Here is a 23831-nt window from a genome sequence, read left to right as displayed (position 1 = left end):
ATGCGCTTAAAAACGCGGCACATTTAACCACAATAGCCCATTAATTAATCTAAAACGCTGATCTGCTCAGAAAGTGCGCAAGTTTGACTCGGCTCTAACGCCGTCGCGTATCTAACTGGGTGTCGGTCCGATCGTGGGCCGATAAATTGTGCGGCGGCGTCAGATTTCGAAGCCTGGACACCACCGCACGCGCCTAAACTTAAAGCGCAAGGGTGATATGTGGTCGTTTGGTCCATTTCGCAATGCCCTCGCGCACCGCGCAAGAGGAAACGCAATGTCAAAAACCCTTTTTGGAACCACCGCTGCCGTACTGCTGGCCAGCGTGCTCCCCGCCGTCGCTCAGGACTGCCCGATCAAAGTGGGTGTTCTGCACTCGCTGTCCGGCACGATGGCGATTTCGGAAACAACTCTTAAAGACACGATGGAAATGCTGGTCGAACAGCAAAACGAAGCCGGTGGTTTGCTGGGCTGTGATTTGGAAGCGGTTGTGGTCGACCCTGCCTCCGACTGGCCCCTGTTCGCTGAAAAAGCGCGTGAATTGCTGACTGTTCAGGAAGTAGACGTGATCTTTGGGTCGTGGACGTCCGTGTCGCGCAAATCCGCGCTGCCCGTTCTTGAAGAACTGAACGGCCTGATGTTCTACCCTGTGCAGTACGAAGGTGAAGAATCTTCCAAAAACGTGTTCTACACGGGCGCTGCGCCCAACCAACAGGCGATCCCTGCGACCGACTACTTCCTCGAAGAGCTGGAAGTCGAAAAGTTCGCGCTGCTGGGCACCGACTATGTCTATCCCCGCACAACGAACAACATTCTTGAAGCTTACCTTCAGGAAAAAGGCATCGCTGCCGAAGACATCTTTGTGAACTACACGCCTTTCGGTCACTCTGACTGGTCCAAGATCGTTGCAGACGTTGTGGCGCTGGGCGCTGACGGCAAAAAGGTGGGCGTGATTTCGACCATCAACGGCGACGCCAACATTGGCTTTTACAAAGAACTGGCAGCCGCTGGTATCTCTGCGGATGACATCCCAGTCGTGGCCTTCTCGGTTGGTGAAGAAGAACTGTCCGGCCTCGACACATCCGATCTGGTCGGTCACCTCGCTGCGTGGAACTACTTCCAGTCTGCGGAATCTGATGCCAACGAGGCATGGGTCGAAGCATGGAAAGCCCGTATGGGTGAAGAGCGTGTGACCAACGACCCAATGGAGGCCCACTTTATCGGCTTTAACATGTGGGTGAACGCGGCCACAGCGGCTGGCACCACAGACGTCGATGCCGTGCGCACCGCGATGTACGGTCAAGAGTTCCCGAACCTCACAGGCGGCACCGCTGTAATGTTGCCCAACCACCACTTGGCCAAGCCGGTTCTGATCGGTGAAATCCAGGCGGACGGTCAGTTCGACATCATCTCGGCGACCGAGCCGGTTCCGGGCGATGCATGGACAGACTTCCTGCCCGAGTCGGCTGTTCTCAAGTCGGATTGGAAAGAGCTGGGTTGCGGTATGTACAACACCGAAACCAGCACCTGCGTGCAGATCGAATCCAACTACTAATCTGAATTAAAGACTTTTCGGGGGGCGGAATATCCGCCCTCTGATCACCTTGGGGCAGGTATACATGCAACGATTTCTGGCCTTCTTGATTTGCCTTGGCCTCGCATTTCCAGCCTCTGCCCAAAACGCAGATGCCCCCATTCAGCAAGTGATGCAGACCCATGCAGACCTGCTGGCCAAAGCGTCCCGCAAAACCATTCAGGTTGCCATCGATGCGCTGATCGACAGCGGTTTGCCTGCCGCTCAAGCGGTGTTGGAACGTTGGCAAAACAAAGAGATGTGGTTGGACGAAGAAACTGGCCTGTTCGTCTTTGCCGAAGAGATCGACCGCGACACGATCCGCATTTTCGATGTTGGCGATGGCACTGATCTGGGAGAAGTCCCGGACGATCGTTTCAAACAGCTCAAACCAAACAGCGGTGTGCGTGGATTGATTGCCGCCGGTCTGGTGAAGTTCCAGCTGATTGATCCGGATGCAACTGTCCGTTTTACCGCGCTGGAGGCGATTTCACGCGATCCGGACGAGACCCACCTACCTGCCTTGCGCGACGTGATGGAAGGCGAAACCGACCCGGCCCTTTCTGACCAGATGACACGGCTAGAACGCTTGCTGACAATCGAGTTCGGTGCAGATGACAATGAAAAGATTGACGCGATTTCCTACTTCGCGGGCGATCTGGGTGTGGATGCCCGCGCTGCTTTGAACCCACTTGTTGCCACCCGGATTGAGGTCGGCGAGGCCGTGCCAGTGGGCCCCGAAGTTATCCGCGTCGTCACACCAGGGGATGAAGCCCTGCCTAAGACCGAAGCATACGATCTGCTTGTACGGGCTGATCTTGCCCCACCATTGATCCCCGCGAACGAAGTACGCGAAGCACTGATCCGCAATATTGATGGCGACACTGTCGCCGGTGTGCAGGTCGCAAGCCTTGATACAGACAGTGCGCGCAACGCGGCCTTTGCAACGCTGGTAGAACAGGGCCTCGCAGAACCGGCGGCAACCACGGAAGAGATCGACACGGCCCTTGGTGCGTATCAGTTCTACGAGGTTTTCATCGGTGCCCCACCCGGTGTTGCAATCGCGGCACAAGCGGTGCTGAGCGATATTGAGACGTCCGTCGCATTGAATCAGACGGCAGACCTCGCGCTTGATGCGATCTCGCTTGCCTCGATCTATTTCCTCGCCGCGATCGGCCTCGCCATCACCTTTGGCGTGATGGGGGTGATCAACATGGCCCATGGCGAATTCATCATGATGGGCGCTTATACGGGCTATGTGGTGCAGCTGTTCGTGCCCGATCACACATTGTCGATCCTGCTGGCCATTCCGCTGGCCTTTATGGTGACTTTTGCGGCTGGGGTCGCGATGGAGCGCTTGGTGATCCGCTGGCTTTATCATCGACCTTTGGAGACACTGCTGGCCACCTTCGGTGTGTCCATCGCGCTGCAACAGCTGGCCAAGAACATCTTTGGGACCCAAGCCCGGCCGCTTACAGCTCCCGGCTGGCTCGATGGGTCCATGGTGATCAACGACATCGTGTCGATCAGCTATATCAGGATCGCGATTTTCATCCTTGCCCTGATCTTCCTCGCCATCTTCCTGATCGTGATGAACCGCACGCGCCTTGGGCTTGAGGTCCGGGCTGTCACGCAAAACCCGCGCATGGCGGCGTCGATGGGGATCAACCCGGATCGGATCAACATGCTGACCTTTGGGTTCGGGTCGGGCATCGCGGGCATCGCCGGGGTCGCCATCGGGCTATATGCCAAGGTCACGTCCGAGATGGGGTCCGACTATATCGTCCAATCCTTTATGACAGTGGTTGTTGGTGGCGTCGGCAACATCTGGGGCACCCTGTTGGGGGCCGCCATGGTCGGCACGATGCAAAAAGGGATCGAATGGCTGAACCCGTCCAACACGCTGGCGGCCCAAACCTACATGATCCTCTTTATCATCCTGTTCATCCAGTTCCGTCCCCGCGGCATCATCGCCCTCAAGGGCCGCGCAGCGGAGGCTTGATATGACCGATACAGTTTCTTCTGACCCAAAATACCACGGAGGTCTGGAGGCGGGCCTCCAGTCCCGCAGCTTCATCGCGCGCCACCCGTCGGTTCTGATCTTTATGGCGTGCCTCGCGCTTTTCACCATCAGCGTCACGATCCTTGCCGAAGGGTTCGGGATTGGCGTCATCTCGACTAGCTTTGTCAAAACTCTGGGCAAGACCCTGTGCCTGTGCATGGTCGCGCTCGCGATGGATCTGGTCTGGGGCTACTGCGGAATCCTCAGCCTTGGCCACATGGCGTTCTTCGGCATTGGCGGCTACGCCATCGGCATGTGGCTGATGTATGCCCGCACCGAGATCATTGTGGTGCAAAGCCTTGCGGCAGCCCCCTTGCCGCCCACAGCCGGGGAGATTTCCCAAGGGATTGCGACGCAGATATTCGGCGTGGTCGGGGCCTCGGAATTCCCGCCAATCTGGGCCTTTGCACATTCCTTGCCGCTGCAACTGGCGGCCATCGTGATTGTGCCGGGGCTGCTCGCTCTGGTATTTGGCTGGCTTGCCTTCCGCAGCCGTGTGACGGGCGTGTACTTGTCGATCCTGACCCAGGCGATGACGCTGGCCCTCGCGCTTTATCTGTTTCAGAACGACAGTGGACTGCGTGGCAATAACGGTTTGTCCGGTCTGCAAAACCTGCCCGGATTGGGCGACGTGCCACAATCCACGGTGTCGATCTGGTTCCTGTGGGCTTCGGCTTTGGGCCTTGGCCTTGCCTATCTGCTGTGTGCTTGGATCGTGTCGGGCAAGTTCGGGTCAGTCATTCGCGCGATCCGTGATGACGAGGCGCGGGTGCGTTTTCTGGGCTATTCTGTCGAGGCATATAAGCTGACCATCTTTACCCTGACGGCGGTGATCGCCGCCGTCGCGGGGGCGCTCTATTACCCACAAGCCGGTATCATCAACCCGGCAGAGATTGCGCCCATCGCCTCGATCTACCTTGCGGTCTGGGTCGCCATCGGCGGGCGCGGACGCCTTTATGGCGCGGTGATCGGGGCGGCTTTTGTCTCGCTTGTTTCCACTTGGTTCACAGGCGGGCAGGCGCCGGATATCAACCTTGGCTTTTACACGATCTCATGGGTGGACTGGTGGACCGTGCTGCTTGGGTTCTCTTTTGTGGCGGTCACGCTGTTCGCGCCCAAGGGTATCGGGGGGCTGCTCGACATGATCCCAAGCCCCAACCGCCACGGTGCAGACCTTGGGCCTGATGCCGGTTCTTTGCGCGAAAGTGAGGCGAACAAATGAGCACACTTCTCGAAGTCTCGGGTGTCTCCAAAACCTTTGACGGGTTCAAGGCAATCAACAACCTGTCCTTTCAGATCGGTGAGCCAGAAATGCGTGCCGTGATTGGGCCTAATGGGGCGGGTAAAACCACCTTCATGGACATCGTGACGGGCAAGACGAAACCGGATGAGGGCACTGTGCTGTTCGGTGAAAAATCCCGCTCGCTGCTGAAGCTAAGCGAGAGCCAGATCGCCCAAGCAGGCATTGGCCGCAAATTCCAGCGCCCGACGGTGTTCGAGGATCAGAGCGTCGCCGACAATCTGATGATGGCGCTGAAAAAGGACCGCAGCCCGTGGGCTGTCTTACGTTTTCGCCCCGCGCGCGAAGATCACGAGGCGGTGGCAAAGCTTGCCGAAGAAATTGGTCTGACGGACCAACTGCCGCGCAAATCGGGTGAGTTGAGCCATGGGCAAAAGCAGTGGCTTGAGATCGGAATGCTGCTGGCGCAGGACCCGCGCCTGTTGCTGGTTGATGAACCTGCGGCGGGCATGACCCCGGCAGAGCGGGAGCATACGACAGATATTCTGGTGGAGGCGGCCAAGACCCGGGCCGTGGTCGTGGTCGAGCATGATATGGAGTTTGTGCGTCGTCTGAACTGCAAGGTAACGGTGCTGCACGAAGGATCGGTGCTGGCCGAGGGCAGCTTGGATCACGTCACCGCAAATGAGAAAGTGATCGAGGTGTATCTTGGCAGATAACGTCCTCAGCATTTCGGACCTCACGCTGCATTATGGCGGCAGTCAGATCCTGAACCGGGTCAGCGTCACGGCCAAGCGCGGTGAGGTCACTTGCGTGATGGGCACCAATGGCGTGGGCAAAACGAGCCTGCTCAAGGCCATCTCAGGCACACACCCCCGTTTGGGCGGGACCTACATGTTGGACGGGGTCGAGATTGGCCGCGCCTCGGCACATACGCTTGCGCAAGCCGGGGTGGCCTATGTCCCACAAGGGCGCGAGATTTTTCCGTTTCTGACAGTGAAAGAGAACCTCGAAACTGGCTTTGCCTGCCTGCCAAGGTCTGAACGGTCCGTGCCAGAAGAGATTTTCGACCTGTTCCCGATCCTCAAGGAGTTCCTTGGCCGGCGCGGGGGCGATTTGTCTGGCGGTCAGCAACAACAGTTGGCCATCGCGCGCGCCCTTGTGACCCGACCCAAACTGTTGCTGCTGGACGAGCCAACCGAGGGCATCCAGCCCAATATTATCCAGCAGATTGGCCGCGTGATTGCGCAGCTTCGAGATCGGGGTGACATGGGCATCGTGCTGGTCGAACAGTATTTCGACTTTGCCCGAGAGTTAGGCGATCAGTTTCTGGTTCTGGAACGTGGCGCGGAAAAGTTGAGCGGACGTAGCGACGAGATCGAGCGGGACACGCTGTTGGCGGCTGTGTCCGTCTAATCCGGCCTTATTGTGTGTCGATGGGTTTGGCGGCTGTGCCTGTCAGTCCTTGGGCAAAATTTTCACCCTCGGCAGGGCGCAGCAGGGCCTGACGTGTTCCTTGATTTTCGGGCAGTACGACCGCGCGACGCGCCCGGAACCGTCCGTCATAGGGGCCAAAATAGAGCGCGCGCGCTTGCGCAAACGGGTTGAGCGCAAGGCGGCGATCAAAGCTGTGACCGAGGCCAGAAATGCGGAAGCCGGGGGCGGCTGCGATGGGTTCAAGGTATCCTTCGATGGACAATTGGCGCAGGGCTTGCCCACCCCGGAATCGCCCCAGTTCCAACGATGTGGCGGTGAGGGTGCCGTCAGCGAATTTGCCCGCAGCGATGGCGAACTGGCCCGCAATCAAAATTCCGCCCTCTGGCAAGGCGACGGGGGTTTGTCCGATCTTCCAACCTGTGCCTGGGCTGCCAACGGCCACACCTGCGACGCTGTCTGTGTCGCTTGGGATGGCCTGAACAAGGCTGCCGCGCAGGGACCCATCGGGTTGCCACAGCCCGTGCGCTGCCACGCGCTGACCGGCAAAGGCGGCCGCACGGGCGATCTGCACGGACGTTCCGTTGATCGCAAAACCGCGCGATGTGCGCGTGAGCGTGCCGATCAGCGGCGCGTCGATGTCGATCTGTTGCGCTTCGAACCGGCCACGGCGGGCGTAGGCCACCATGCTAAGGGCTGTGCCCGGCACCAGCATGCTGTCACTTGCCGCACTCCCATTGGCAAAGATGCGGGTGGTGCCGGGTATTTCGACTCGCAAGCCGTTGAGTAGCACGCTGCCGGTGCCTGTCATCAGTCCCACGATCCCGGTGCCGCCGATGCCGCCTTCAAACGGGTCATCGCCCAGTTGTGACGTAGATATGGCCGGGGCACACCCTGTCAGCGCTGTTGCCCCCATCAGGCTCAATATGTGGCGTCGATTGAGGCGTGTCACGTCTTGTCCGGCCCTTGTGTGTCTGTGTCTGTATCCGCGTCTTCGCGGTAAAAATAAACCCCCAGACGGTAGCGTTGGCGCGGCCCGCTTTTGCCTTTGTCACGCCGATGGGCGGCGCTGCTTTGGCGGTTGAGCTCTTCGAGCATGGCTTGCGCCTGTGCGCGGGCAGAGTCCTCGATGTCGTCCACGGCTTTGGGCGTCATCTGATTGTAGAAAACCGAGCGTTCAAAGAAGGGTGGTGTGTCCGCGAGCAGGTTTTCTGTGGCGGCGGCCAAATGATCACCGACGTTGGCGCCAAAGAACGCCTCTTTGTCGGATGCGGTGGCGGTGCCCACGATTGCCTCGGCGTTCAGGTGCAAAAGGTCGTCTTTTGCCGTGACAAGACCGCCGCGTTCCAATTCGTCCAGCACAGTGCGCGGGCGCACATCCTTGCTGATCGATCGGACAAGAGTTTCGAAACTCTCGCCGTCGTCGGACGCGCGGGGCAGGGGCAGTGACGCGCCAGATGCATCGGTAAAGTCAGGATGCGACATCCATTGCCCGATGATCGTGGCCAGCAGTGCACTTTTGCGCCGTGCCTCAGACGTGCCGTCATCGGTTTCGGCGCGGATCGTGCGGATGTCTTTGCGGTGTACGCCGGTCAACATTGCGATGCGGCTGTCGGTTGGCGGGGTGCCGTCCAGGCCAAAACTTTCTTGAGCGACCTCGACATAGACCCGTTTGAGCAGTGCATAGATTACTGGCGCCGTCAGCCCACGTGCAATCATTGTGCGCACCAGAGGGCGAAGTAACCCTCTGAGAACACGAACAAATGCGTCGGATGCGTTGGATGGGTCGATGCTTGCCATGACATTAAATTAAGCGCGCGTGGAATTTTTTTCCACGAGATTCCTTGATTTTCTTCAATCGTGCGTCACTTCGCCTCGTGTGGGAAAAATTCCCACCCACAAATGCAACACGACAAGAGTGATGGCCGCCCGCGCCCCACCTGACCAAGGAGACTAAGATATGAAACGCCGTAGCTTTATGAAAATGACCGTTGCCGGTGCCACCCTCGCAGCTCTCGGTGCTTGTGCCGAATTCAGCTCAGAACCTGATATCGTCGATACAGCTGTCGCCGCCGGTTCTTTCACCACTCTGGTGGCTGCTGTGCAGGCCGCTGGTCTCGTTGATACGCTGAAAAGCCCGGGCCCCTTCACTGTCTTTGCCCCAACAGACGCAGCCTTTGCCAAGCTGCCAGCCGGCACTGTCGACAGCCTGCTGTTGCCTGAAAACAAAGACAAACTGGTTGCGATCCTGACGTATCACGTTGTGCCCGGTCAAACGCTGTCCACTGATCTTGCCGGTCAACGTCTGGGCGTCACCACAGTGAACGGCGCGGACCTGCACATTGATGGCCGCAATGGCGTCAAAGTCGAAAAAGCGAACGTTGTCCAAGCCGACATTCTGGCATCGAACGGCGTGATCCACGTCATCGACAGCGTCCTGCTGCCATAATCCACTCGGGACTGACCCTCGCGCAGTGTGTCTGTGCGGGGGTCCTTTCTGCCTTTAGGCGACTTGTGCGCCAAGGCTCCAGACCTGACGCGCCACGGGCGTATGATCATCCAGCGCAAAGCGGACCACATCCGCCCGCTTGCCGATCTCCAACACACCACGATCCTTTAGACCCACAGATCGGGCGGGATTGGCCGTGGCGGTAGCGAGCCCGCGCGCCATATCCCCCCAGATTTCACCCAGCTGCACCGCTGACATCAGCAGAGCGGCGGGCACATAGTCAGACGAAACAATGTCGAGCAGATCCCGCTCGGCCAAGTCCTTGGCGGCCACATTGCCAGAATGTGAACCACCCCGCACAAGGTTTGGCGCGCCCATGATGATCGCAATGTCGTGGTCGCGACACGCCTGCGCTGCTTCAACAGTCGTGGGAAATTCAGCCATCGTCACGCCGTGCACAGCAGAGGTTGCGACCTGTTCGACTGTGGTGTCATCGTGGCTGGCCAGAACGGCCCCCAGTCGCAGGCCTTCTTGCACTGCCGCTGCCTCGTGTGCGGCCCCAAGCCGTTTCTGCAATCCTTGCAGTTTGGCGAGATGCTCGGCGAATTCATCTGCGCTGAGGTTATTTTTGCCCATCACATAGGCTTTCATCTTGGCGATGTCGCGGAACTGACGCTGCCCTGGGGTGTGGTCCATCAGGCTAACGATGCCGACGCGGTCGTCAGGTGTGAACTCAGCCAACTCCTCGGTCAGGGTCTCAGAACAAATCTCGGCCCGCAGGTGGAGGAAGTGGCTGACCTTGAGCGCCCCGCGGGCGCGCAATGCGAGCATTTCAGAAGATAACTCGCGGGCGTATTTCTTGTACCGCGCCTTGGCCGAAGGGATAGACCCCACGCGCATTGCATCAAAAACGGTGGTGATCCCGCAGCCCGCCATTTCGCGGTCATGGGCAAGGATTGCGGCGCTGTGCGGCCAAGCAACTCCGGGGCGGGGCGAGATATGGCGTTCAAGATTGTCGGTGTGCAGTTCAATCAGCCCGGGGGCCAGATAGTCGCCGCCGCAATCGAGCGCACCTGAGGGTACCGACGCTCCTGTATCAATCGCGCTGATTGCCCCATCGTTTAATTTCAGGCAGCCGGTGACGACCTCATCCCTAAGGATCAGCTTGGCGTTGGCGAGGATCGTTTCTTGTGTCATGTGGATGTCATCTCAAACTGGAATGGGATCGAATATGTTTACGCGCTACGCCATCTACTACACGCCCGCACCCGGTACGCCGTTGGCCGAATTCGGGGCAAAATGGCTGGGATGGGACAGCGCGGCCGGGGCTGCGCAGGCGCACCCCAGCATGGACGGACTGGACGTCGCACAGATCACAGCCACGCCGCGCAAATATGGGTTCCACGGCACAATCAAACCGCCCTTCCGGCTGGCAGAGGGGATGACAGCCCAAGGTCTGGCTGATGCGGTGGCCACATTGTGCGCCGATGCAGCCCTGGTCACGCTGGAAGGGTTGGAACTGGCCCGTCTGGGCCGCTTTGTGGCTTTGGTGCCTTCGGGCGATGCCTCGGCCCTTGGCGCTCTGGCGGGGCGTGCCGTCCAAGAATTGGATGCTTTCCGCACGCCCCCGAACGAAGCCGAATTGGCCAAGCGCCGTGCCTCTCGACTGAGTGCCGCCCAGGAGGCACATCTGATGCGTTGGGGTTACCCTTACGTGCTCGATCAGTTCCGCTTTCACCTGACGCTGAGCGGAAAGTTGGAGGCCGACGTTTGTGAACGCGTTCAACGCGCGCTCGCGGCTCCGGTGTCCGCCCTTGATCTCGCGCCCTACAGGATCAACGGTCTGACCCTTCTGGGCGAAGACGACGCTGGAAAGTTCCATCAAATCCACCGCTACGCCCTGACCGGATAAAGTGCTGCGAGGGCAGTCTGCACAGTTGTTTCTAACGACTCGGAGTTGTCGATTGTGATCGCGGGAACGCCATCGGGCAACCCGGACCCTGCACGCGCCAGCCGTCGTTTGATCTCATCCGCGTCCTCGCGCCCACGTGCGGCAAGACGGGCGGCCAGAACCTCTGGGGTTGCCGTGAGGGCGATGGTGACGAGACCGGGAAAACGCAAGGATGCCTCAACCAGCACCCCGCGCGACAGGTTCACCAGCATGTCGCGCCCGGCCCCAAGGTCGGCGTCGACATCCGCAGGTACACCGTAAAACAGCCCATGCGCGCCCCAGTGCAATGCAAACTCGCCCTCGGCAAGCCGCGCTTTGAACTCGGCCACATTGACGCCCTCAAACACCTCTCCGCCCGCTGCGCTGGGCCGGGTGATCACACGGCGCACAAGGCCAAGGCGGGGATCAGCCTGCGCCATGGCCTCCATCACCGTGTCCTTGCCAACGCCGGAGGGGCCAACAACCGCAATCAGCCGACCGCTCATGCCGCGACCCCGGGGGTAAAGACACTGACATCTACCTCGCGGTCACACACTTCGGTCCGCGCAGCTTCATCATGGAAAATGCCAACAATGGCTGCCCCACGCGCCTTGGCGGCAAGGATCAGGTCCAGCACCACGGCCCGATTGGTCGCATCAAGGCTGGCAGTGGGTTCATCCAGCAGCATCGCCGGGTATTCAAAGGCAAAACCCCGCGCGATGTTCACACGTTGTTGTTCGCCCCCCGAAAAGGTGGTCGGGCTAAGCGTCCAGAGCCGTTCGGGAATGTTCAGCCGGGACAGCAGATCGCGCGCACGCATTTCGGCTGCAGCGCTGTCCACGCCAACCGCACGCAGGGGTTCTGCGACCACCTCAAGTGTGGGGACACGGGGGACCACACGCAGAAACTGGCTCACATAGCCAAGTGTCGTGCGGCGCAATTCCAGTATCTCGCGCGGTGCGGCACTGGCCACATCAACATCCCCGACCATGATGCGCCCGGCCTGCGCTGTGTAGTTGCCATAGATCATGCGCATCAGTGTGGATTTGCCCGCCCCCGAGGCCCCAACCAGCGCCACGCACTCACCAGCGGCGACTGACAGCGCGGCCCCGTCCATCACCGGGATGATCGCACTGCCCTGATTGTGCAGAACAAAGCTTTTGGCGACATTTTCTATTTTGATCATTGTCATGTTTCTTTTGACCTAAAATACCACGGGGGGTTTGGGGGGCTGGCCCCCCAATGGGCGCTCACACCTGCAACACACTCGACACCAACAGCTGGGTGTACCCATGCTGCGGATCGTCCAGCACCTGATCGGTAAGGCCTGTTTCAACGACATATCCGTCCTTCATCACCATCAGCCGGTGCGCCAGCAAACGCACAACAGCGAGGTCATGGGTGACGATGATCGCGCTCAGACCCATCTCGCGTACCAAACCGCGCAACAGATCAAGCAGCCGGGCCTGAACCGAAACATCCAGACCACCGGTCGGCTCGTCCATGAACACCAGACGTGGCCCCGTCACCAGATTGCGCGCGATCTGAAGGCGTTGCTGCATGCCACCAGAAAACTGGCGGGGGCGGTCATCGATGCGGTCCTCGGCAATCTCCACCCGGTCCAGCCAGTCGATGGCGGTCCCGCGAATGTCACCATAGTGACGCGCGCCCACAGCCATCAGCCGTTCGCCCACATTGCCGCCTGCACTCACATTCATGCGCAATCCATCGCGCGCATGCTGGTGCACAAAGGCCCAGTCGGTGCGCCCCAGCATACGGCGTTCGGGTTCTGACATGGTGACGGTGTCGCGCATGCCATCCGCACGGGTGTCAAACATCACGCGTCCCTGATCCGGGGGCAGATGGCCGGCCAGACAGTTGAGCAACGTCGATTTGCCTGACCCGGATTCGCCTACGATACCCATGACTTCGCCGGGGTAAAGATCAAAGCCAACATCTGCACAGCCAATCCGGTGGCCATAGAATTTGGACAGTCCTTCGACCTGCAACAGCGGGTTATCTTGGGTCATAAGACAGCTCCAATCGGGTTCCGCCCGGTTCGCGTAACATGCAATGGACTTTTGGACCCTTGCCCGAAAATTCAGGCCCAAATTCGACCACGACGCCGGGCCAGTCCCGCACCTTTTCAAAGAGCGCATCCAGCGTGGCGCGATCGGCGACCTTCAGTGCTGTGTGGTGCAGGCCAACCGTTTCATGACGGTCAAAACCGGTATCACCACGTTGCTGCCAGAGGGTCAGTTTGGCCACCCCATCGGTCACATAGGCCGACGGATAGGCGTCATTGCCGCCAAACTGCGTCCAGCCAAGGCAGTCTACAAAGAAATTCCGTGAGGCGGTCAGGTCCGCGACGGTTAATCCGATATGATCTATTCCAAACGTGCTCATGCCGCTCCCTCTTGTTCAAGGGGCACGCCTTGTGCGCCCACATGGCCGGCGCGGCGGCGGCCCTCGCAGTAATCTGTGTCTGAACACATGAACATCCGATTGCCCGCGTCATCCACGATCAATTCGTCCAGATAGCTTTCTGTTGCTCCACAAAGCCCGCAGGCATGATCGGCCTTGCTGGCCTCAAACGGATAGTCGTCGAAATCGAGGCTGACGACTTGGGTATAGGGCGGCAGGGCATAAATCCGTTGCTCGCGTCCCGCACCAAACAGCTGGATGGCTGACATTTCCATCTTGGGATTGTCGAACTTTGGGATCGGCGACGGGTCCATCACGTATCGCCCTTCAACCTTTACCGGATAGGCATAAGCGGTCGCGATGGCACCATGTGCGCTGATGTCCTCATAGAGCTTCACATGCATCAGCCCGTAGTCTTCGAGGCTGTGCATCTTACGCGTCTCCACCTCGGAAGGTTCAAGAAAGCGCAAGGGTTCCGGGATCGGCACCTGATAGACTAGGATCTGGTCTTCGCTCAGCGGCTCTTCGGGAATGCGGTGGCGGGTCTGGATCACGCTCGCCGCGCTGGTCGCCTCGGTCGTGGCGACACCTGCGGTGCGTTCAAAAAAACGGCGGATGGACACTGCGTTGGTGGTATCGTCTGCTCCCTGATCGATGACCTTGAACACATCCCGTGCGGTCATCACTGCGGCAGATACCTGCACCCCGCCGGTGCCCCAACCATAGGGCATTGGCATCTCACGGCTGGCAAAGGGCACCTGATATCCTGGTACGGCGAGCCCCTTGAGGATCGCGCGACGGATCATCCGCTTGGTCTGCTCGTCCAGATAGGCAAAGTTGTAATCCGTCATTCTATTGCCTCAATTTGCTCGTATTCCGTGTGCGGGGCGCCTGAGAGGGATGAGAGATGCAAATCATCGTGATGATCGTGCTGAGCGTTGCCATTGGCGGCATCATTTTGGGAACGACCGTTGATCAGTTGATCGGTTCGAGTGATCGGCGCGACCACACCTGAGACGAACACTTCGACGCCTGCCTTTGATTGTTCACAGAGGTTCGTCATTCCGCCGCCTCCTGATTGGGCACGCGGTCCATCGCTTCGCGGCGCAGCTTGCGGATTAGTTCCAATTCAGACTGGAAATCAACGTAGTGGGGCAGTTTGATATGCTCCAGAAATCCCGTCGCCTGAACGTTATCTGCATGATAAAGAACAAATTCTTCGTCCTGCGCAGGCGCGCCGACATTGTCTTCACCCAGCTCTTTCCAGCGCAGCGCGCGGTCCACCAAAGCCATCGAAATCGCCTTGCGTTCTGACATCCCGAACACCAGCCCGTAGCCGCGCGTGAACTGGGGTGGCTGGGTTTTGGAGCCCTGAAACTGGTTCACCGTTTCGCATTCGGTCAACTCGACTTCGCCGATCTCAATCGCAAAACCCAGTTCTGGGATGTCCATTTCAACCGCGCATGTGCCAATCCGCAGCTCGGCCACAAAGGCGTGGTTGCGCGCGTAGCCGCGTTGGGTCGAGTAGGCCATGCCCAATACGAACCCCTCATCCCCGCGCGTCAGCGACTGAAGGCGCAGAGCGCGCGCGGCAGGCAGTTCCAGCGGTTCGCGGGTGAGATCGGGCGGGGTGTCCGCCCCTTCTGGTTCGGGTTGAATCAAGTCTTCGCGGTCGAGAAAGGACATGATGTGCGGTTTGGGCGCCGGTTCTTCTGCCCGCTCCGCCGCCTTGGGCGTCTCGCCGTCTGCTGCCAGTTTGAAATCCAGCAAACGGTGCGTGTAGTCAAATGTTGGCCCCAGCACCTGCCCACCGGGCGCGTCCTTGAACGTGGCCGACACCCGCCGGTCGCAGGCCATAGCGTCCGTGTCTACCGGTTCAGAGCCGCCAAAGCGGGGCAGGGTGGTGCGATAGGCGCGGATCAGAAAGATCGCTTCGATCATGTCCCCGCGCGCCTGTTTGATGGCGAGTGCTGCGAGGTCAGGGTCATAAAGTGAGCCTTCGGCCATCACCCGGTTTACGGCCAGTTTCAACTGTTCCTTGATCTGATCGACGCTTAGCTCAGCGACATCCTCAGGCCCGCGCCGTTCTTCGGCAAGCCACGCGTGGGCGGCATCAATGGCTTTTTCGCCCCCTTTGACGGCTACATACATGGTCAGGACACCTTTGTGCTGCGAGGCAGGGCGGCGATCTGCGCCCCGCTGGTGAACATGAAATCAAGGCCCAGCGGGAACAGGAGCGCGTTACGTTGGAACGCCTTTATCTCTGGCAGGTTCAGCGCTGCGGTGCCCTTGATCCCCGGCCCGCGCAGGGTGGCCCCGGACGTCATGATTTCGGGCGTTTCCACAATTACTGTGGCGGACCGGTCCGGGTATTCCGGCGTACCAAGGGCGAGGATATCTATGGGGATCGCATCCCACGTGCCCACCACAAAACTGGCTGCGTTCGCGTTGACCAGCGGGGCGCCGGTGTGAAAGGTGATCCAGTCGCGGACTTCGGGCACGTCATACTGCCCGGCCAGATGTACGCCTGTTTCCGGATCACACAGTGTCATGATGACGGTGCCCGCTGCCACTGACAAAGGCGCGGGCGGGACCGCGCCGTCCAAGTCGTGAATCGTACCGGGGCGCGCCATGGCCTGCATCACAGCGCGAAAAGCGTTTGCAGATTGATGCGGCGGGTTGGTGAACCCTCCGGCAAGGCTGGCGTGATCCATCAGTCTTCTCCGCGTGCGATGGTGAAAAAGTCGACCTTGGTGGCGGCGGCTTTGGCCGCACGGGTTGCCCTGCGGGTGCTGGCCGCATCGCGCAGCGGGGTCAGCACACCGGCCTCGACAACACCCGCCTGATCAGTTTGCATCAGAGCATCGACCAACGCAGCCGTGCGCGCGTGATCCTTGCCGCGCCCCTGCACATAGCCATGGCCGACCTCGCCCGTGGCCAGTCGGACAGACGCCCGGGTCACCGTCATTTCACCCATGTTGAACGGAGCGCCCACCGCCCCTGCACGCCCGCGCACCATCACCGCGCCAATTTCTGGCGCGCGCAACACGCTGTGTTCGGGGGCAAGGCCCGTTTCAGCCCATAGGGCGCCGACCGCATCCGCATCGGCCTTGGCCAGAACTGACAGCCACGCCTTGCGGGCAGCATTGGGATCCAGAGTTCCGTCCATCTATACACCTTGCGAAGTTGTCGAGATCACTATACAACTAGACAAATCATAGACCCGCGCGCCGCGCCCGTCCACCCAATTCATGTGAAAGTTTTGCGACCCATGGCACGCACGCCGATCTGGAAATCCATCGCAGCAACGCTTTCGGGCGAAATCAGCGGTGGGCTTTATATGCCCGGTGACAAACTCCCGACCGAGGCACAGCTTGCCACCCGGTTTGGCGTGAACCGTCACACAGTGCGCCACGCGTTGAGCCATCTTGTCGATCAAGGCATCGTGCATACGCGACGCGGGGCGGGGGCGTTTGTGGCACAGACACCCACGGATTATCCCATCGGCAAACGTGTGCGCTTTCACCAGAATGTCGCCGCCGCCGGGCGTATCCCAGCCAAAGAGGTGCTGTCGGTCGAGACCCGCCTGCCCAGCAGCGCCGAACGCGAAGCGCTGGATATTGAGGCGGGCGCATTGGTGCATGTTTACGAGGGGCTCAGCCTTGCTGACGGACAACCGATCGCGCTGTTTCGATCCGTTTTTCCCGCGGCGCGGTTTCCGGAACTGCCCCGCGCTCTGCAGTCGTCGGCATCGGTGACGGACGCGCTACGAACCGGCGGCGTCGTAGACTATACCCGTACGTCAACGCGGCTGACGGCCAAGGCGGCGACGGCAACACAGGCCCTGCACCTGCGCATCGCCGAAGGCGCTCCGATCCTGCGCAGTGTGGGCGTCAATGTGGATGGAGAAGGCCGCCCGGTGGAATACGGACGCAGTTGGTTTGCCGGAGACCGGGTGACGTTGACGCTGGATCAGGGCTAAGCAAAACTAGGGCTGACCGGTTCAGCGACGCAAGCGGCGTCAACAGATGGGCAAGTCAGGAAACAGCCCAGTGTTCGTGCCGAGTAGATGCCGCATTTTTCGGTCACTTTATCGCGCATGACCGGTGCGTTGGCGAAAGCCAGCACATGGCACTACGATGGCCTGTGCGGTTTTCAAACCCGGTTATTCAGAGGGATCGGGACCTTAGCTGGTCACCCTGTGACTCGACACTTGTGAAACGTGCGCCGCGTCCTTGGTAAACATATCCGCTATCCAGACGGCCAGAAGCAGACTGACTGCGCCGACGCTGGAATAGGCCAGAACCGCGATCACGACCGAAAAACCAAGGAAAAGCGTCACCCCCGCTGCCGCGCAGGCAAACACAAATGCCATCAATGAAGCGCCCAAAGCCATGATCATCTCTCCGTTAGGTTTGGTGATGACCAAAGAGATACACATGGTTCTTAAGTAAGACGTAAACTGGGCAAAGTTGGGATGTGTTAGCTTACCGCGAGGTGGCCCGTATCGTTCGTGGGGATGTGCGTAAGTCGAGACCCCACCGCAAGACTGCGAGCGCCGTGTCATTGGGGTGAGAAAGATGGTGCTGTGAGAGAGGATTGAACTCTCGCACTTAGCGTAGCCCGCTGGGATGCGCGTAAGTCGAGACCAGACATATGACTGGGAACGCCGTGTCATTCGGGAATTGGAAGGTCTGGTGCTGTGAGAGAGGATTGAACTCTCGACCTCACCCTTACCAAGGGTGTGCTCTACCACTGAGCTACCACAGCGCCGTGGGCGGGTGACTAGCCTCAAACGACCCCCCGCGCAACCCCATTCTGGACGGCCCCGCACCCCTGCGCTAGAGAGGCTCTATGGCAGATAAAACCGCACCCAATTCCAAGGCCAAGGATGATCGCGAGGCCCGCCTCAAGGCAGCCCTCAAAGCGAATCTGGGCCGGCGCAAGGCACAAGCCAAGGCGCGAACGGATACGGACAAAGCGGATCAGGCAGGCAAGGAGCAGGACGATGGATAGTATTGTGGTGCGCGGCAATGGGCCGCTCAATGGGCAGATTCCAATTGCGGGGGCCAAGAACGCCTGTCTGGCTTTGATGCCAGCGACGCTTCTGAGTGATGAGCCTTTGACGCTCACCAATGCGCCGCGCCTGAGCGATATTGCCACCATGACCCAACTGCTTCAGTCGCTGGGAGCCGAGGTCACGTCGATGCAGGATGGCCAGGTGCAGGCGATGTCCTGTCATGGGGCGATCAATACGCGGGCTGAATATGACATCGTGCGCAAGATGCGGGCCTCGAACCTTGTGCTGGGACCGCTTTTGGCCCGTGAAGGGCGTGCCGAGGTTTCGCTGCCCGGGGGCTGTGCCATTGGTGCGCGGCCTATGGACATTCACACGGACGGGTTGGCCAAGATGGGGGCAGAAATCGACCTGCGCGATGGCTACCTGCATGCCAAGGCCGATGGCGGCAAGCTGAAGGGCGCGGTGATCGACTTTCCTTTCGCCTCTGTCGGGGCGACCGAAAACATCCTGATGGCAGCCACTCTGGCCAAAGGCACGACCGTGATCAACAACGCGGCACGTGAACCCGAGATCGTGGACCTTGCCACTTGCCTGCGGGCCATGGGCGCGCAGATTGACGGCGACGGGACATCGACCATCACCATTCAAGGGGTGGATCGTCTGCACGGGGCCACGCACCGGGTCGTGACAGACCGGATTGAATTGGGCACATACATGCTCGCCCCCGCCATTTGCGGCGGAGAGGTTGAACTGCTGGGCGGACGTATCGATCTGGTTGGCGCATTCTGTGAAAAGCTGGACGCCGCCGGGATCAGCGTCGAAGAGACCGAAAAAGGCCTCAAAGTGCACCGCAAAAACGGGCGCATCCGGGCTGTGGATGTGGTGACCGAACCTTTCCCGGGCTTCCCCACAGACTTGCAGGCGCAGATGATGGCACTGCTGTGCACGGCCGAAGGGACGTCCGTTCTGGAAGAGAAAATCTTTGAAAACCGGTTCATGCATGCGCCTGAACTGACCCGCATGGGCGCCAACATCGAAGTGCACGGCGGGACCGCCACAGTCACCGGTGTGGACAAGCTGAAAGGTGCACCCGTGATGGCCACGGACCTGCGTGCCTCTGTCAGCCTGATCCTTGCGGGCCTTGCTGCCGAAGGGGAAACGCGGGTGGGGCGGGTTTATCACCTTGATCGTGGTTACGAGCAGGTGGTGCGTAAGCTGTCCGGTGTGGGCGCACAGATCGAAAGGGTGCACGGCGAATGACGGATGCACGGTTTGAAGATGGGCGCGAAGCCCCGCTGAACCTCGGCGCGCTGGACGGCGACGATTTGCAAGTGGTCTCGTCCCTTGCCCAAGACGCCGTATTCCCAATCACCGAGATGACCTATGCGCGCAGCCAAGGGCGTTTTGCCCTGCTGATCAACCGGTTCCGCTGGGAAGACCAAGGGGCCGGTCGGCACGCACCCGAACGGGTGCAATCGGTGCTGGCCTTTGACACGGTGCTGTCGGTGTCGAGCCAAGGCATCGACCGCAGCGACAAGGACCTGATCCTGTCCCTGCTTTCGATCAGCTTTGAGGAAGAGACCGACGGCGCGGGACATATCCTGCTGACCCTTGCCGGGGATGGCGCGATCAGGCTGCAGGTCGAGGCGATTGAGGCGACGCTGAAGGATGTGACCCGACCCTATGCAGCGCCATCGAAATCTGTGCCCGAACACGATGACTGACCTCGTGATCCGCGCGGCAACGCCGGATGACGTGGATGTGTGGCGGGCATTGCGAATGGATGGAATCGAGCGCCACCCGCAGGCCTTTATTGTCACAGCAGAAGAGGCAGCGGCCGTTCCGGTTGACGAGGATAAGGCGCGGCTTTCGCAGGGCGATCGGTTTCTGGCCTATTTGGACACGGTTCCGGTTGGCCTGATCGGCCTCAACCGTCATGGAATGCCCCGCGCGGCGCATCGCGGCGAAATCGGCCCGCTCTACGTGGTGCCGGACGCCCGTGGGCAAGGCGTTGCTGATGGGTTGTTGATGGCCACGATTGACGCCGCACTGAGTATGGGCGTGTGGCAGCTTGAGCTGTCAGTCTATGTAGAAAATGCAGCCGCAATCGCGCTTTATGAGCGTCACGGATTTGAGCTGGCGGGCAAGATCCCCAACGCGATTGCGGGTGCGGACGGGTTCGAGGATGACCTGATCATGATCCGCATCCTTGCAAGACCCTGACCCGGGGTGGCGCACGAACGCTGCGCCTTTCATATCACCATCTTGAGACCACCCCGTCGGCCCGCTATGTCCCCCAAGAGACGGAGAAATGCCAATGCCCCAGTTTCTTGACTATCGTGATGCCGATTTCGAGGCCCGCTTTACCGCGCTGCTGAACGCCAAGCGCGAGGACAGCCCGGATGTGGATGCCGTGGTGGCAGACATCATTGCGGATGTGCGCGCGCGCGGGGATGCGGCGGTGATTGCGCTGACCGAACGGTTTGATCGGATTGCGCTGACCCCTGACACCCTCCGGATCACGCCTCAAGAGGTTGCGGTGGCAACGGCGCAGGTGGATGACGCGGATCGCGCAGCCCTTGAACTGGCTGCGACACGCATCCGTGCCTACCACGCGCGCCAGATGCCGGAAGATGCCCAGTGGACAGATGAGGCGGGGGCCACATTGGGTTGGCGCTGGACGCCTGTATCGGCGGCTGGGCTTTATGTTCCGGGCGGTTTGGCGAGCTATCCGTCCTCGGTTTTGATGAATGCGATCCCTGCCAAAGTCGCAGGTGTTGGGCGCCTTGCCATCACAGTGCCGACACCAGACGGGGTGCTGAACCCACTTGTTCTGCTTGCCGCACAGATTGCAGGCGTGGACGAGATTTACCGCATTGGCGGGGCACAGGCGATTGCAGCGCTGGCCTATGGAACGGACACCATTGCGCCCGTGGACAAGATCACCGGGCCGGGCAATGCCTTTGTCGCGGCCGCCAAGCGGCGGGTCTTTGGCAAGGTGGGCATCGACATGATTGCCGGCCCCTCCGAAATTCTGGTGATTGCGGATGCAGACAACGACCCGGACTGGATCGCCCTCGATCTGCTCAGTCAGGCCGAACATGACGAAAGCGCTCAATCGCTTCTGATCACAACGGATGCCGGATTTGGCCGTGCGGTAGCAGATGCGGTGAACAAACGTCTCGAAACACTGGAACGGCGCGCGATTGCCGGGGCCAGCTGGCGGGATTTCGGGGCCATCGTAACGGTGCCATCATTGGATGTGGCCGCTGACTTGTCTGACCGGATTGCGCCCGAGCATCTGGAACTGTGTGTGGCTGACCCCGAGGCTCTCTCGGCACAGATCACCCATGCCGGCGCTATATTCCTTGGCCAGTGGACGCCTGAAGCCATCGGCGACTACATCGGCGGACCCAATCACGTTTTGCCCACCGCGCGCTCGGCGCGCTTTTCTTCCGGTCTGTCGGTGATGGACTTTGTCAAACGCACCACGCTTGCTCAGATGAGCCCCGAGGCCCTGCGCGCCATTGGGCCGGGGGCCGAGCGGCTTGCGGCCTCTGAAAGCCTTGAGGCGCATGGGTTGTCGGTCACGGCGCGGTTGCGCAAGCTGAACGAATAGAGGGGGCCAGCCCCCCTCGCCTTACGGCGCGTCCCCCGGGATTTTTTCAAATCAGAGAAGAGGGACGCGGTGAGGCAGGCAATCGTGCACTCCGCCATTGTGTTGCGGCGAGTGCTTGCGTAAGCCTTTGCTTCTGACCCTTTGTAACCTGACCGCTGTTTTTTCATGACTCGTATCGCCCAGATAACCCTTGATGACGCCAACCTGCCGCCGCCGACGCCCGAGATCGAGCAGGAGCGGAAAGTGGCCATCTTCGACTTGCTGGAAGACAACACTTTTGTTCTACCCGCTCGCGACGGACGTGCCGTTCCCGAAGGCCCGTACGTGGTGGGTTTGTCGATCCGCGATAAGCGCCTTGTCTTTGATGTGGAGACGCAAAGCGCAGAAAAGGCGGCGGAGTTTCACCTGTCCCTCGGGCCGTTCCGGCAAGTGGTCAAAGACTACTTTCAGATCTGCGAAAGCTACTTTGAGGCGGTGAAAAAACTGCCTCCTTCGCAGATCGAAACCATCGACATGGCCCGGCGCGGGATTCACAACGAAGGCAGTCGCGTTCTTCAAGAGCGTCTGGAAGGCAAAGCCGAGGTCGACACAGACACGGCCCGCCGCCTGTTCACCCTGATTTGTGTCCTGCACTTTGGTGGATAAATGACTGAAACCCTACCGCAATCCGTGCTCTTTTGCTGTGATCACAATGCGGTCCGGTCCCCCATGGCCGAGGGGATCATGAAGAAATACTACGGGCAAGGCACTTATGTGCAGTCCGTGGGGGTCAAGAATGACATGGAGATCGACGGGTTTTCCATTGCCGTCTGTCAGGAGCTGGGTGTGGAACTCAGCCGCCATCGCTCTCGCAGTTTCGACGAAATGGAAGAGTGGGGGGATGACCTGTCTTCCTTTGATCTTGTGGTGGCGCTGTCCCCGGCCAGCCAACGCCGCGCACTGGAGTTGACGCGGTATTACCACCTCGAAGTCGAATACTGGCCGATCCTTGACCCCACTGGCCTTGGTGAGACGCGCGAAGCCAAGCTTGAGAGTTATCGTTCTGCCCGCGATCAGATCATCACGCGTTTGACGGACCGCTGGGGCCCGGCACAGGCGGGGGCGTGATGGAGGTCGTCGCGCGCTATTTCGAGGCCTTTAACGCGGGTGACACCGACGCGATGCTGGCCTGCCTGACCGAGGATTTGGCCCATCACGTCAATGAGGGGCAGGTGCGGACGGGCAAGGCCGCTTTTGCCGCGTTTTGTGAGCATATGTCGCGATGCTATGATGAGCACCTGAGTGACATGGTGATCCTGACAGATCCGTCCGGCAGTCGCGCAGCTGCGGAATACGTCGTGAATGGCACCTATCTCGCGAGCGACACAGGCCTGCCAGAGGCGCACGGCCAAACCTATACCTTGCCTGCAGGGTCGTTTTTTGACCTGGCTGGCGGGCGCATTTCTCGGGTGACCACTTATTACAACCTCGCAGATTGGATGCGGCAGGTCAGCACATGAAGGTCGAGATGCTGACCGGATCAGCACTGTCAGATGCCCTTGATGACATTGCCTGCCTGCGCATCGCAGTCTTCCGCGACTGGCCCTACCTTTACCAAGGCACGATGGAGTACGAGCGGACCTACCTGCAAGCCTATGAGATATCCGAGAAAGCAATTGCGCTGGCTGTCTATGACGGTGACTGGTTGATCGGAGCGTCGACAGGGGCGCCGTTGTCGGAACATGCCGAAGACTTTGCCGAAGCATTTGATGGCACACCATTTGACATCGACACTATATTTTATTGTGGGGAAAGTGTCCTATTACCGCGCTATCGGGGACGTGGTATCGGGCACCAATTCTTTGATGCGCGCGAGGATTATGCGCGGGGCATGGGGTTTGAGAAAATCTGCTTTGCCGGCGTTGTGCGTCCGCCGGATCATCCTCTGAAACCGCCCGCTTACCGTGCGCTTGAACCGTTTTGGAAAAAACGCGGTTATGCGCGCCTGCCCGGGGTGGTCGCACATTTTAAATGGCAAGATGTGGATCAGACGGCCGAGACGGCCAAGCCGCTGCAAATGTGGATGCGCGATCTGTAAGTCGGG

Annotated in this window: 29 protein-coding genes and 1 tRNA gene; 17 read left to right on the top strand and 13 right to left on the bottom strand. The window is 59.9% G+C overall.

Translation table 11 applies throughout. The features are described 5' to 3' along the window. Positions 1–274 precede the first annotated feature (274 nt). The 5 genes from urtA to urtE all read left to right on the top strand — a co-directional run bounded on the left by urtA (position 275) and on the right by urtE (position 6288). A complete protein-coding gene (gene urtA, locus DHN60_RS07010; protein WP_108836565.1) occupies positions 275–1552 on the top strand; it encodes an urea ABC transporter substrate-binding protein in 1278 nt (425 codons plus the stop codon). Between the two features lie 64 nt (positions 1553–1616). Further along, positions 1617–3572, top strand: a complete 1956-nt coding sequence (gene urtB, locus DHN60_RS07005; protein ID WP_108836564.1) for an urea ABC transporter permease subunit UrtB — start codon at positions 1617–1619, stop codon at positions 3570–3572. A gap of 103 nt (positions 3573–3675) precedes the next feature. Beyond that, positions 3676–4854, top strand: coding sequence for an urea ABC transporter permease subunit UrtC (gene urtC, locus DHN60_RS07000; protein WP_234423570.1), 1179 nt, complete (start codon positions 3676–3678; stop codon positions 4852–4854). Next, the gene (gene urtD / locus DHN60_RS06995) at positions 4851–5591 is read left to right on the top strand and encodes an urea ABC transporter ATP-binding protein UrtD (protein ID WP_108836562.1); all 741 of its coding nucleotides are present in this window, start codon (positions 4851–4853) and stop codon (positions 5589–5591) included. The genes urtC and urtD overlap by 4 nt, the downstream gene beginning before the upstream one ends. Further along, entirely contained in the window at positions 5581–6288 is a 708-nt protein-coding gene (gene urtE, locus DHN60_RS06990; RefSeq protein WP_108836561.1) for an urea ABC transporter ATP-binding subunit UrtE, read from the top strand. The genes urtD and urtE overlap by 11 nt, the downstream gene beginning before the upstream one ends. A 7-nt stretch (positions 6289–6295) precedes the next feature. Here the strand turns inward: urtE and DHN60_RS06985 are convergent, their stop codons facing one another. Continuing rightward, the gene (locus tag DHN60_RS06985; RefSeq protein WP_159089140.1) at positions 6296–7258 is read right to left on the bottom strand and encodes a hypothetical protein; all 963 of its coding nucleotides are present in this window, start codon (positions 7256–7258) and stop codon (positions 6296–6298) included. Then, positions 7255–8106: a DUF6502 family protein gene (locus DHN60_RS06980; RefSeq protein WP_108836559.1), complete on the bottom strand. Its 852-nt coding sequence runs from the start codon at positions 8104–8106 to the stop codon at positions 7255–7257. The genes DHN60_RS06985 and DHN60_RS06980 overlap by 4 nt, the downstream gene beginning before the upstream one ends. Before the next feature lie 160 nt (positions 8107–8266). Here DHN60_RS06980 and DHN60_RS06975 point away from each other — a divergent pair, with 160 nt between their 5' ends. Further along, a complete protein-coding gene (locus DHN60_RS06975) occupies positions 8267–8755 on the top strand; it encodes a fasciclin domain-containing protein (RefSeq protein WP_234423559.1) in 489 nt (162 codons plus the stop codon). Positions 8756–8809: 54 nt separating this feature from the next. Here the strand turns inward: DHN60_RS06975 and DHN60_RS06970 are convergent, their stop codons facing one another. Continuing rightward, positions 8810–9952, bottom strand: coding sequence for an alpha-D-ribose 1-methylphosphonate 5-triphosphate diphosphatase (locus DHN60_RS06970; RefSeq protein WP_108836557.1), 1143 nt, complete (start codon positions 9950–9952; stop codon positions 8810–8812). A gap of 34 nt (positions 9953–9986) precedes the next feature. Here DHN60_RS06970 and DHN60_RS06965 point away from each other — a divergent pair, with 34 nt between their 5' ends. Beyond that, positions 9987–10667: a DUF1045 domain-containing protein gene (locus tag DHN60_RS06965; protein WP_234423558.1), complete on the top strand. Its 681-nt coding sequence runs from the start codon at positions 9987–9989 to the stop codon at positions 10665–10667. On the opposite strand, the gene phnN is transcribed toward DHN60_RS06965, so the two are convergent. From phnN to phnG, 8 genes are all read right to left on the bottom strand, one after another. Continuing rightward, positions 10649–11191, bottom strand: coding sequence for a phosphonate metabolism protein/1,5-bisphosphokinase (PRPP-forming) PhnN (phnN, locus tag DHN60_RS06960; RefSeq protein WP_108836555.1), 543 nt, complete (start codon positions 11189–11191; stop codon positions 10649–10651). The two genes, DHN60_RS06965 and phnN, sit on opposite strands and share 19 nt — an antisense overlap. Further along, a complete protein-coding gene (phnL, locus tag DHN60_RS06955; RefSeq protein WP_108836737.1) occupies positions 11188–11871 on the bottom strand; it encodes a phosphonate C-P lyase system protein PhnL in 684 nt (227 codons plus the stop codon). Before phnL ends, phnN begins: the two co-directional genes overlap by 4 nt. A gap of 64 nt (positions 11872–11935) precedes the next feature. After that, a complete protein-coding gene (phnK, locus tag DHN60_RS06950) occupies positions 11936–12715 on the bottom strand; it encodes a phosphonate C-P lyase system protein PhnK (RefSeq protein ID WP_108836554.1) in 780 nt (259 codons plus the stop codon). Beyond that, positions 12702–13091 (bottom strand): VOC family protein, encoded by a 390-nt coding sequence (locus tag DHN60_RS06945; RefSeq protein WP_108836553.1) that lies wholly within the window; start codon positions 13089–13091, stop codon positions 12702–12704. Before DHN60_RS06945 ends, phnK begins: the two co-directional genes overlap by 14 nt. After that, positions 13088–13960 carry an alpha-D-ribose 1-methylphosphonate 5-phosphate C-P-lyase PhnJ gene (locus DHN60_RS06940; protein ID WP_108836552.1) on the bottom strand — a complete coding sequence of 291 codons (873 nt, stop codon included), beginning with the start codon at positions 13958–13960 and terminating at the stop codon, positions 13088–13090. Before DHN60_RS06940 ends, DHN60_RS06945 begins: the two co-directional genes overlap by 4 nt. A gap of 208 nt (positions 13961–14168) precedes the next feature. After that, a complete protein-coding gene (locus tag DHN60_RS06935) occupies positions 14169–15260 on the bottom strand; it encodes a carbon-phosphorus lyase complex subunit PhnI (RefSeq protein ID WP_108836551.1) in 1092 nt (363 codons plus the stop codon). Positions 15261–15262: 2 nt separating this feature from the next. Then, complete coding sequence (gene phnH, locus DHN60_RS06930; RefSeq protein WP_108836550.1) at positions 15263–15823, bottom strand: phosphonate C-P lyase system protein PhnH; 561 nt, start codon at positions 15821–15823, stop codon at positions 15263–15265. Continuing rightward, positions 15823–16278, bottom strand: a complete 456-nt coding sequence (gene phnG, locus DHN60_RS06925; RefSeq protein WP_108836549.1) for a phosphonate C-P lyase system protein PhnG — start codon at positions 16276–16278, stop codon at positions 15823–15825. Before phnG ends, phnH begins: the two co-directional genes overlap by 1 nt. Before the next feature lie 102 nt (positions 16279–16380). Here phnG and phnF point away from each other — a divergent pair, with 102 nt between their 5' ends. Continuing rightward, entirely contained in the window at positions 16381–17091 is a 711-nt protein-coding gene (gene phnF, locus DHN60_RS06920; RefSeq protein ID WP_108836548.1) for a phosphonate metabolism transcriptional regulator PhnF, read from the top strand. Positions 17092–17295: 204 nt separating this feature from the next. Here the strand turns inward: phnF and DHN60_RS06915 are convergent, their stop codons facing one another. Together DHN60_RS06915 and DHN60_RS06910 are read right to left on the bottom strand one after the other, a co-directional pair. Continuing rightward, positions 17296–17550, bottom strand: a complete 255-nt coding sequence (locus DHN60_RS06915) for a hypothetical protein (protein WP_108836547.1) — start codon at positions 17548–17550, stop codon at positions 17296–17298. Between the two features lie 254 nt (positions 17551–17804). Further along, positions 17805–17879, bottom strand: a tRNA-Thr gene (locus DHN60_RS06910). Between the two features lie 84 nt (positions 17880–17963). Here DHN60_RS06910 and DHN60_RS22480 point away from each other — a divergent pair. The 9 genes from DHN60_RS22480 (at position 17964) to DHN60_RS06870 (ending at position 23825) form a co-directional block, all read left to right on the top strand. Continuing rightward, on the top strand, positions 17964–18125 hold the full coding sequence (locus DHN60_RS22480) for a hypothetical protein (RefSeq protein ID WP_199913640.1): 162 nt from the start codon (positions 17964–17966) through the stop codon (positions 18123–18125). Beyond that, complete coding sequence (murA, locus tag DHN60_RS06905) at positions 18118–19389, top strand: UDP-N-acetylglucosamine 1-carboxyvinyltransferase (protein ID WP_108836546.1); 1272 nt, start codon at positions 18118–18120, stop codon at positions 19387–19389. The genes DHN60_RS22480 and murA overlap by 8 nt, the downstream gene beginning before the upstream one ends. After that, complete coding sequence (locus DHN60_RS06900) at positions 19386–19853, top strand: DUF2948 family protein (protein WP_108836545.1); 468 nt, start codon at positions 19386–19388, stop codon at positions 19851–19853. The genes murA and DHN60_RS06900 overlap by 4 nt, the downstream gene beginning before the upstream one ends. Beyond that, positions 19846–20352, top strand: a complete 507-nt coding sequence (locus tag DHN60_RS06895) for a GNAT family N-acetyltransferase (protein WP_159089139.1) — start codon at positions 19846–19848, stop codon at positions 20350–20352. The genes DHN60_RS06900 and DHN60_RS06895 overlap by 8 nt, the downstream gene beginning before the upstream one ends. A 94-nt stretch (positions 20353–20446) precedes the next feature. Next, a complete protein-coding gene (gene hisD / locus DHN60_RS06890) occupies positions 20447–21748 on the top strand; it encodes a histidinol dehydrogenase (RefSeq protein WP_108836543.1) in 1302 nt (433 codons plus the stop codon). Positions 21749–21913: 165 nt separating this feature from the next. Continuing rightward, entirely contained in the window at positions 21914–22393 is a 480-nt protein-coding gene (locus tag DHN60_RS06885) for a UPF0262 family protein (protein ID WP_108836542.1), read from the top strand. Next, positions 22394–22855, top strand: coding sequence for a low molecular weight phosphatase family protein (locus DHN60_RS06880; RefSeq protein ID WP_108836541.1), 462 nt, complete (start codon positions 22394–22396; stop codon positions 22853–22855). It abuts the gene before it with no gap. Further along, positions 22852–23247 carry a ketosteroid isomerase-related protein gene (locus DHN60_RS06875; RefSeq protein ID WP_108836540.1) on the top strand — a complete coding sequence of 132 codons (396 nt, stop codon included), beginning with the start codon at positions 22852–22854 and terminating at the stop codon, positions 23245–23247. The genes DHN60_RS06880 and DHN60_RS06875 overlap by 4 nt, the downstream gene beginning before the upstream one ends. Continuing rightward, positions 23244–23825, top strand: coding sequence for a GNAT family N-acetyltransferase (locus DHN60_RS06870; protein ID WP_108836539.1), 582 nt, complete (start codon positions 23244–23246; stop codon positions 23823–23825). The genes DHN60_RS06875 and DHN60_RS06870 overlap by 4 nt, the downstream gene beginning before the upstream one ends. The last annotated feature ends 6 nt before the right edge of the window (positions 23826–23831 follow it).

The organism is Tateyamaria sp. Alg231-49 (genome assembly GCF_900143535.1).
GTDB lineage: Bacteria > Pseudomonadota > Alphaproteobacteria > Rhodobacterales > Rhodobacteraceae > Tateyamaria.
Note: the sequence above shows the minus strand (reverse complement) of the source record. Positions and strands in the feature narration are given on the sequence as shown.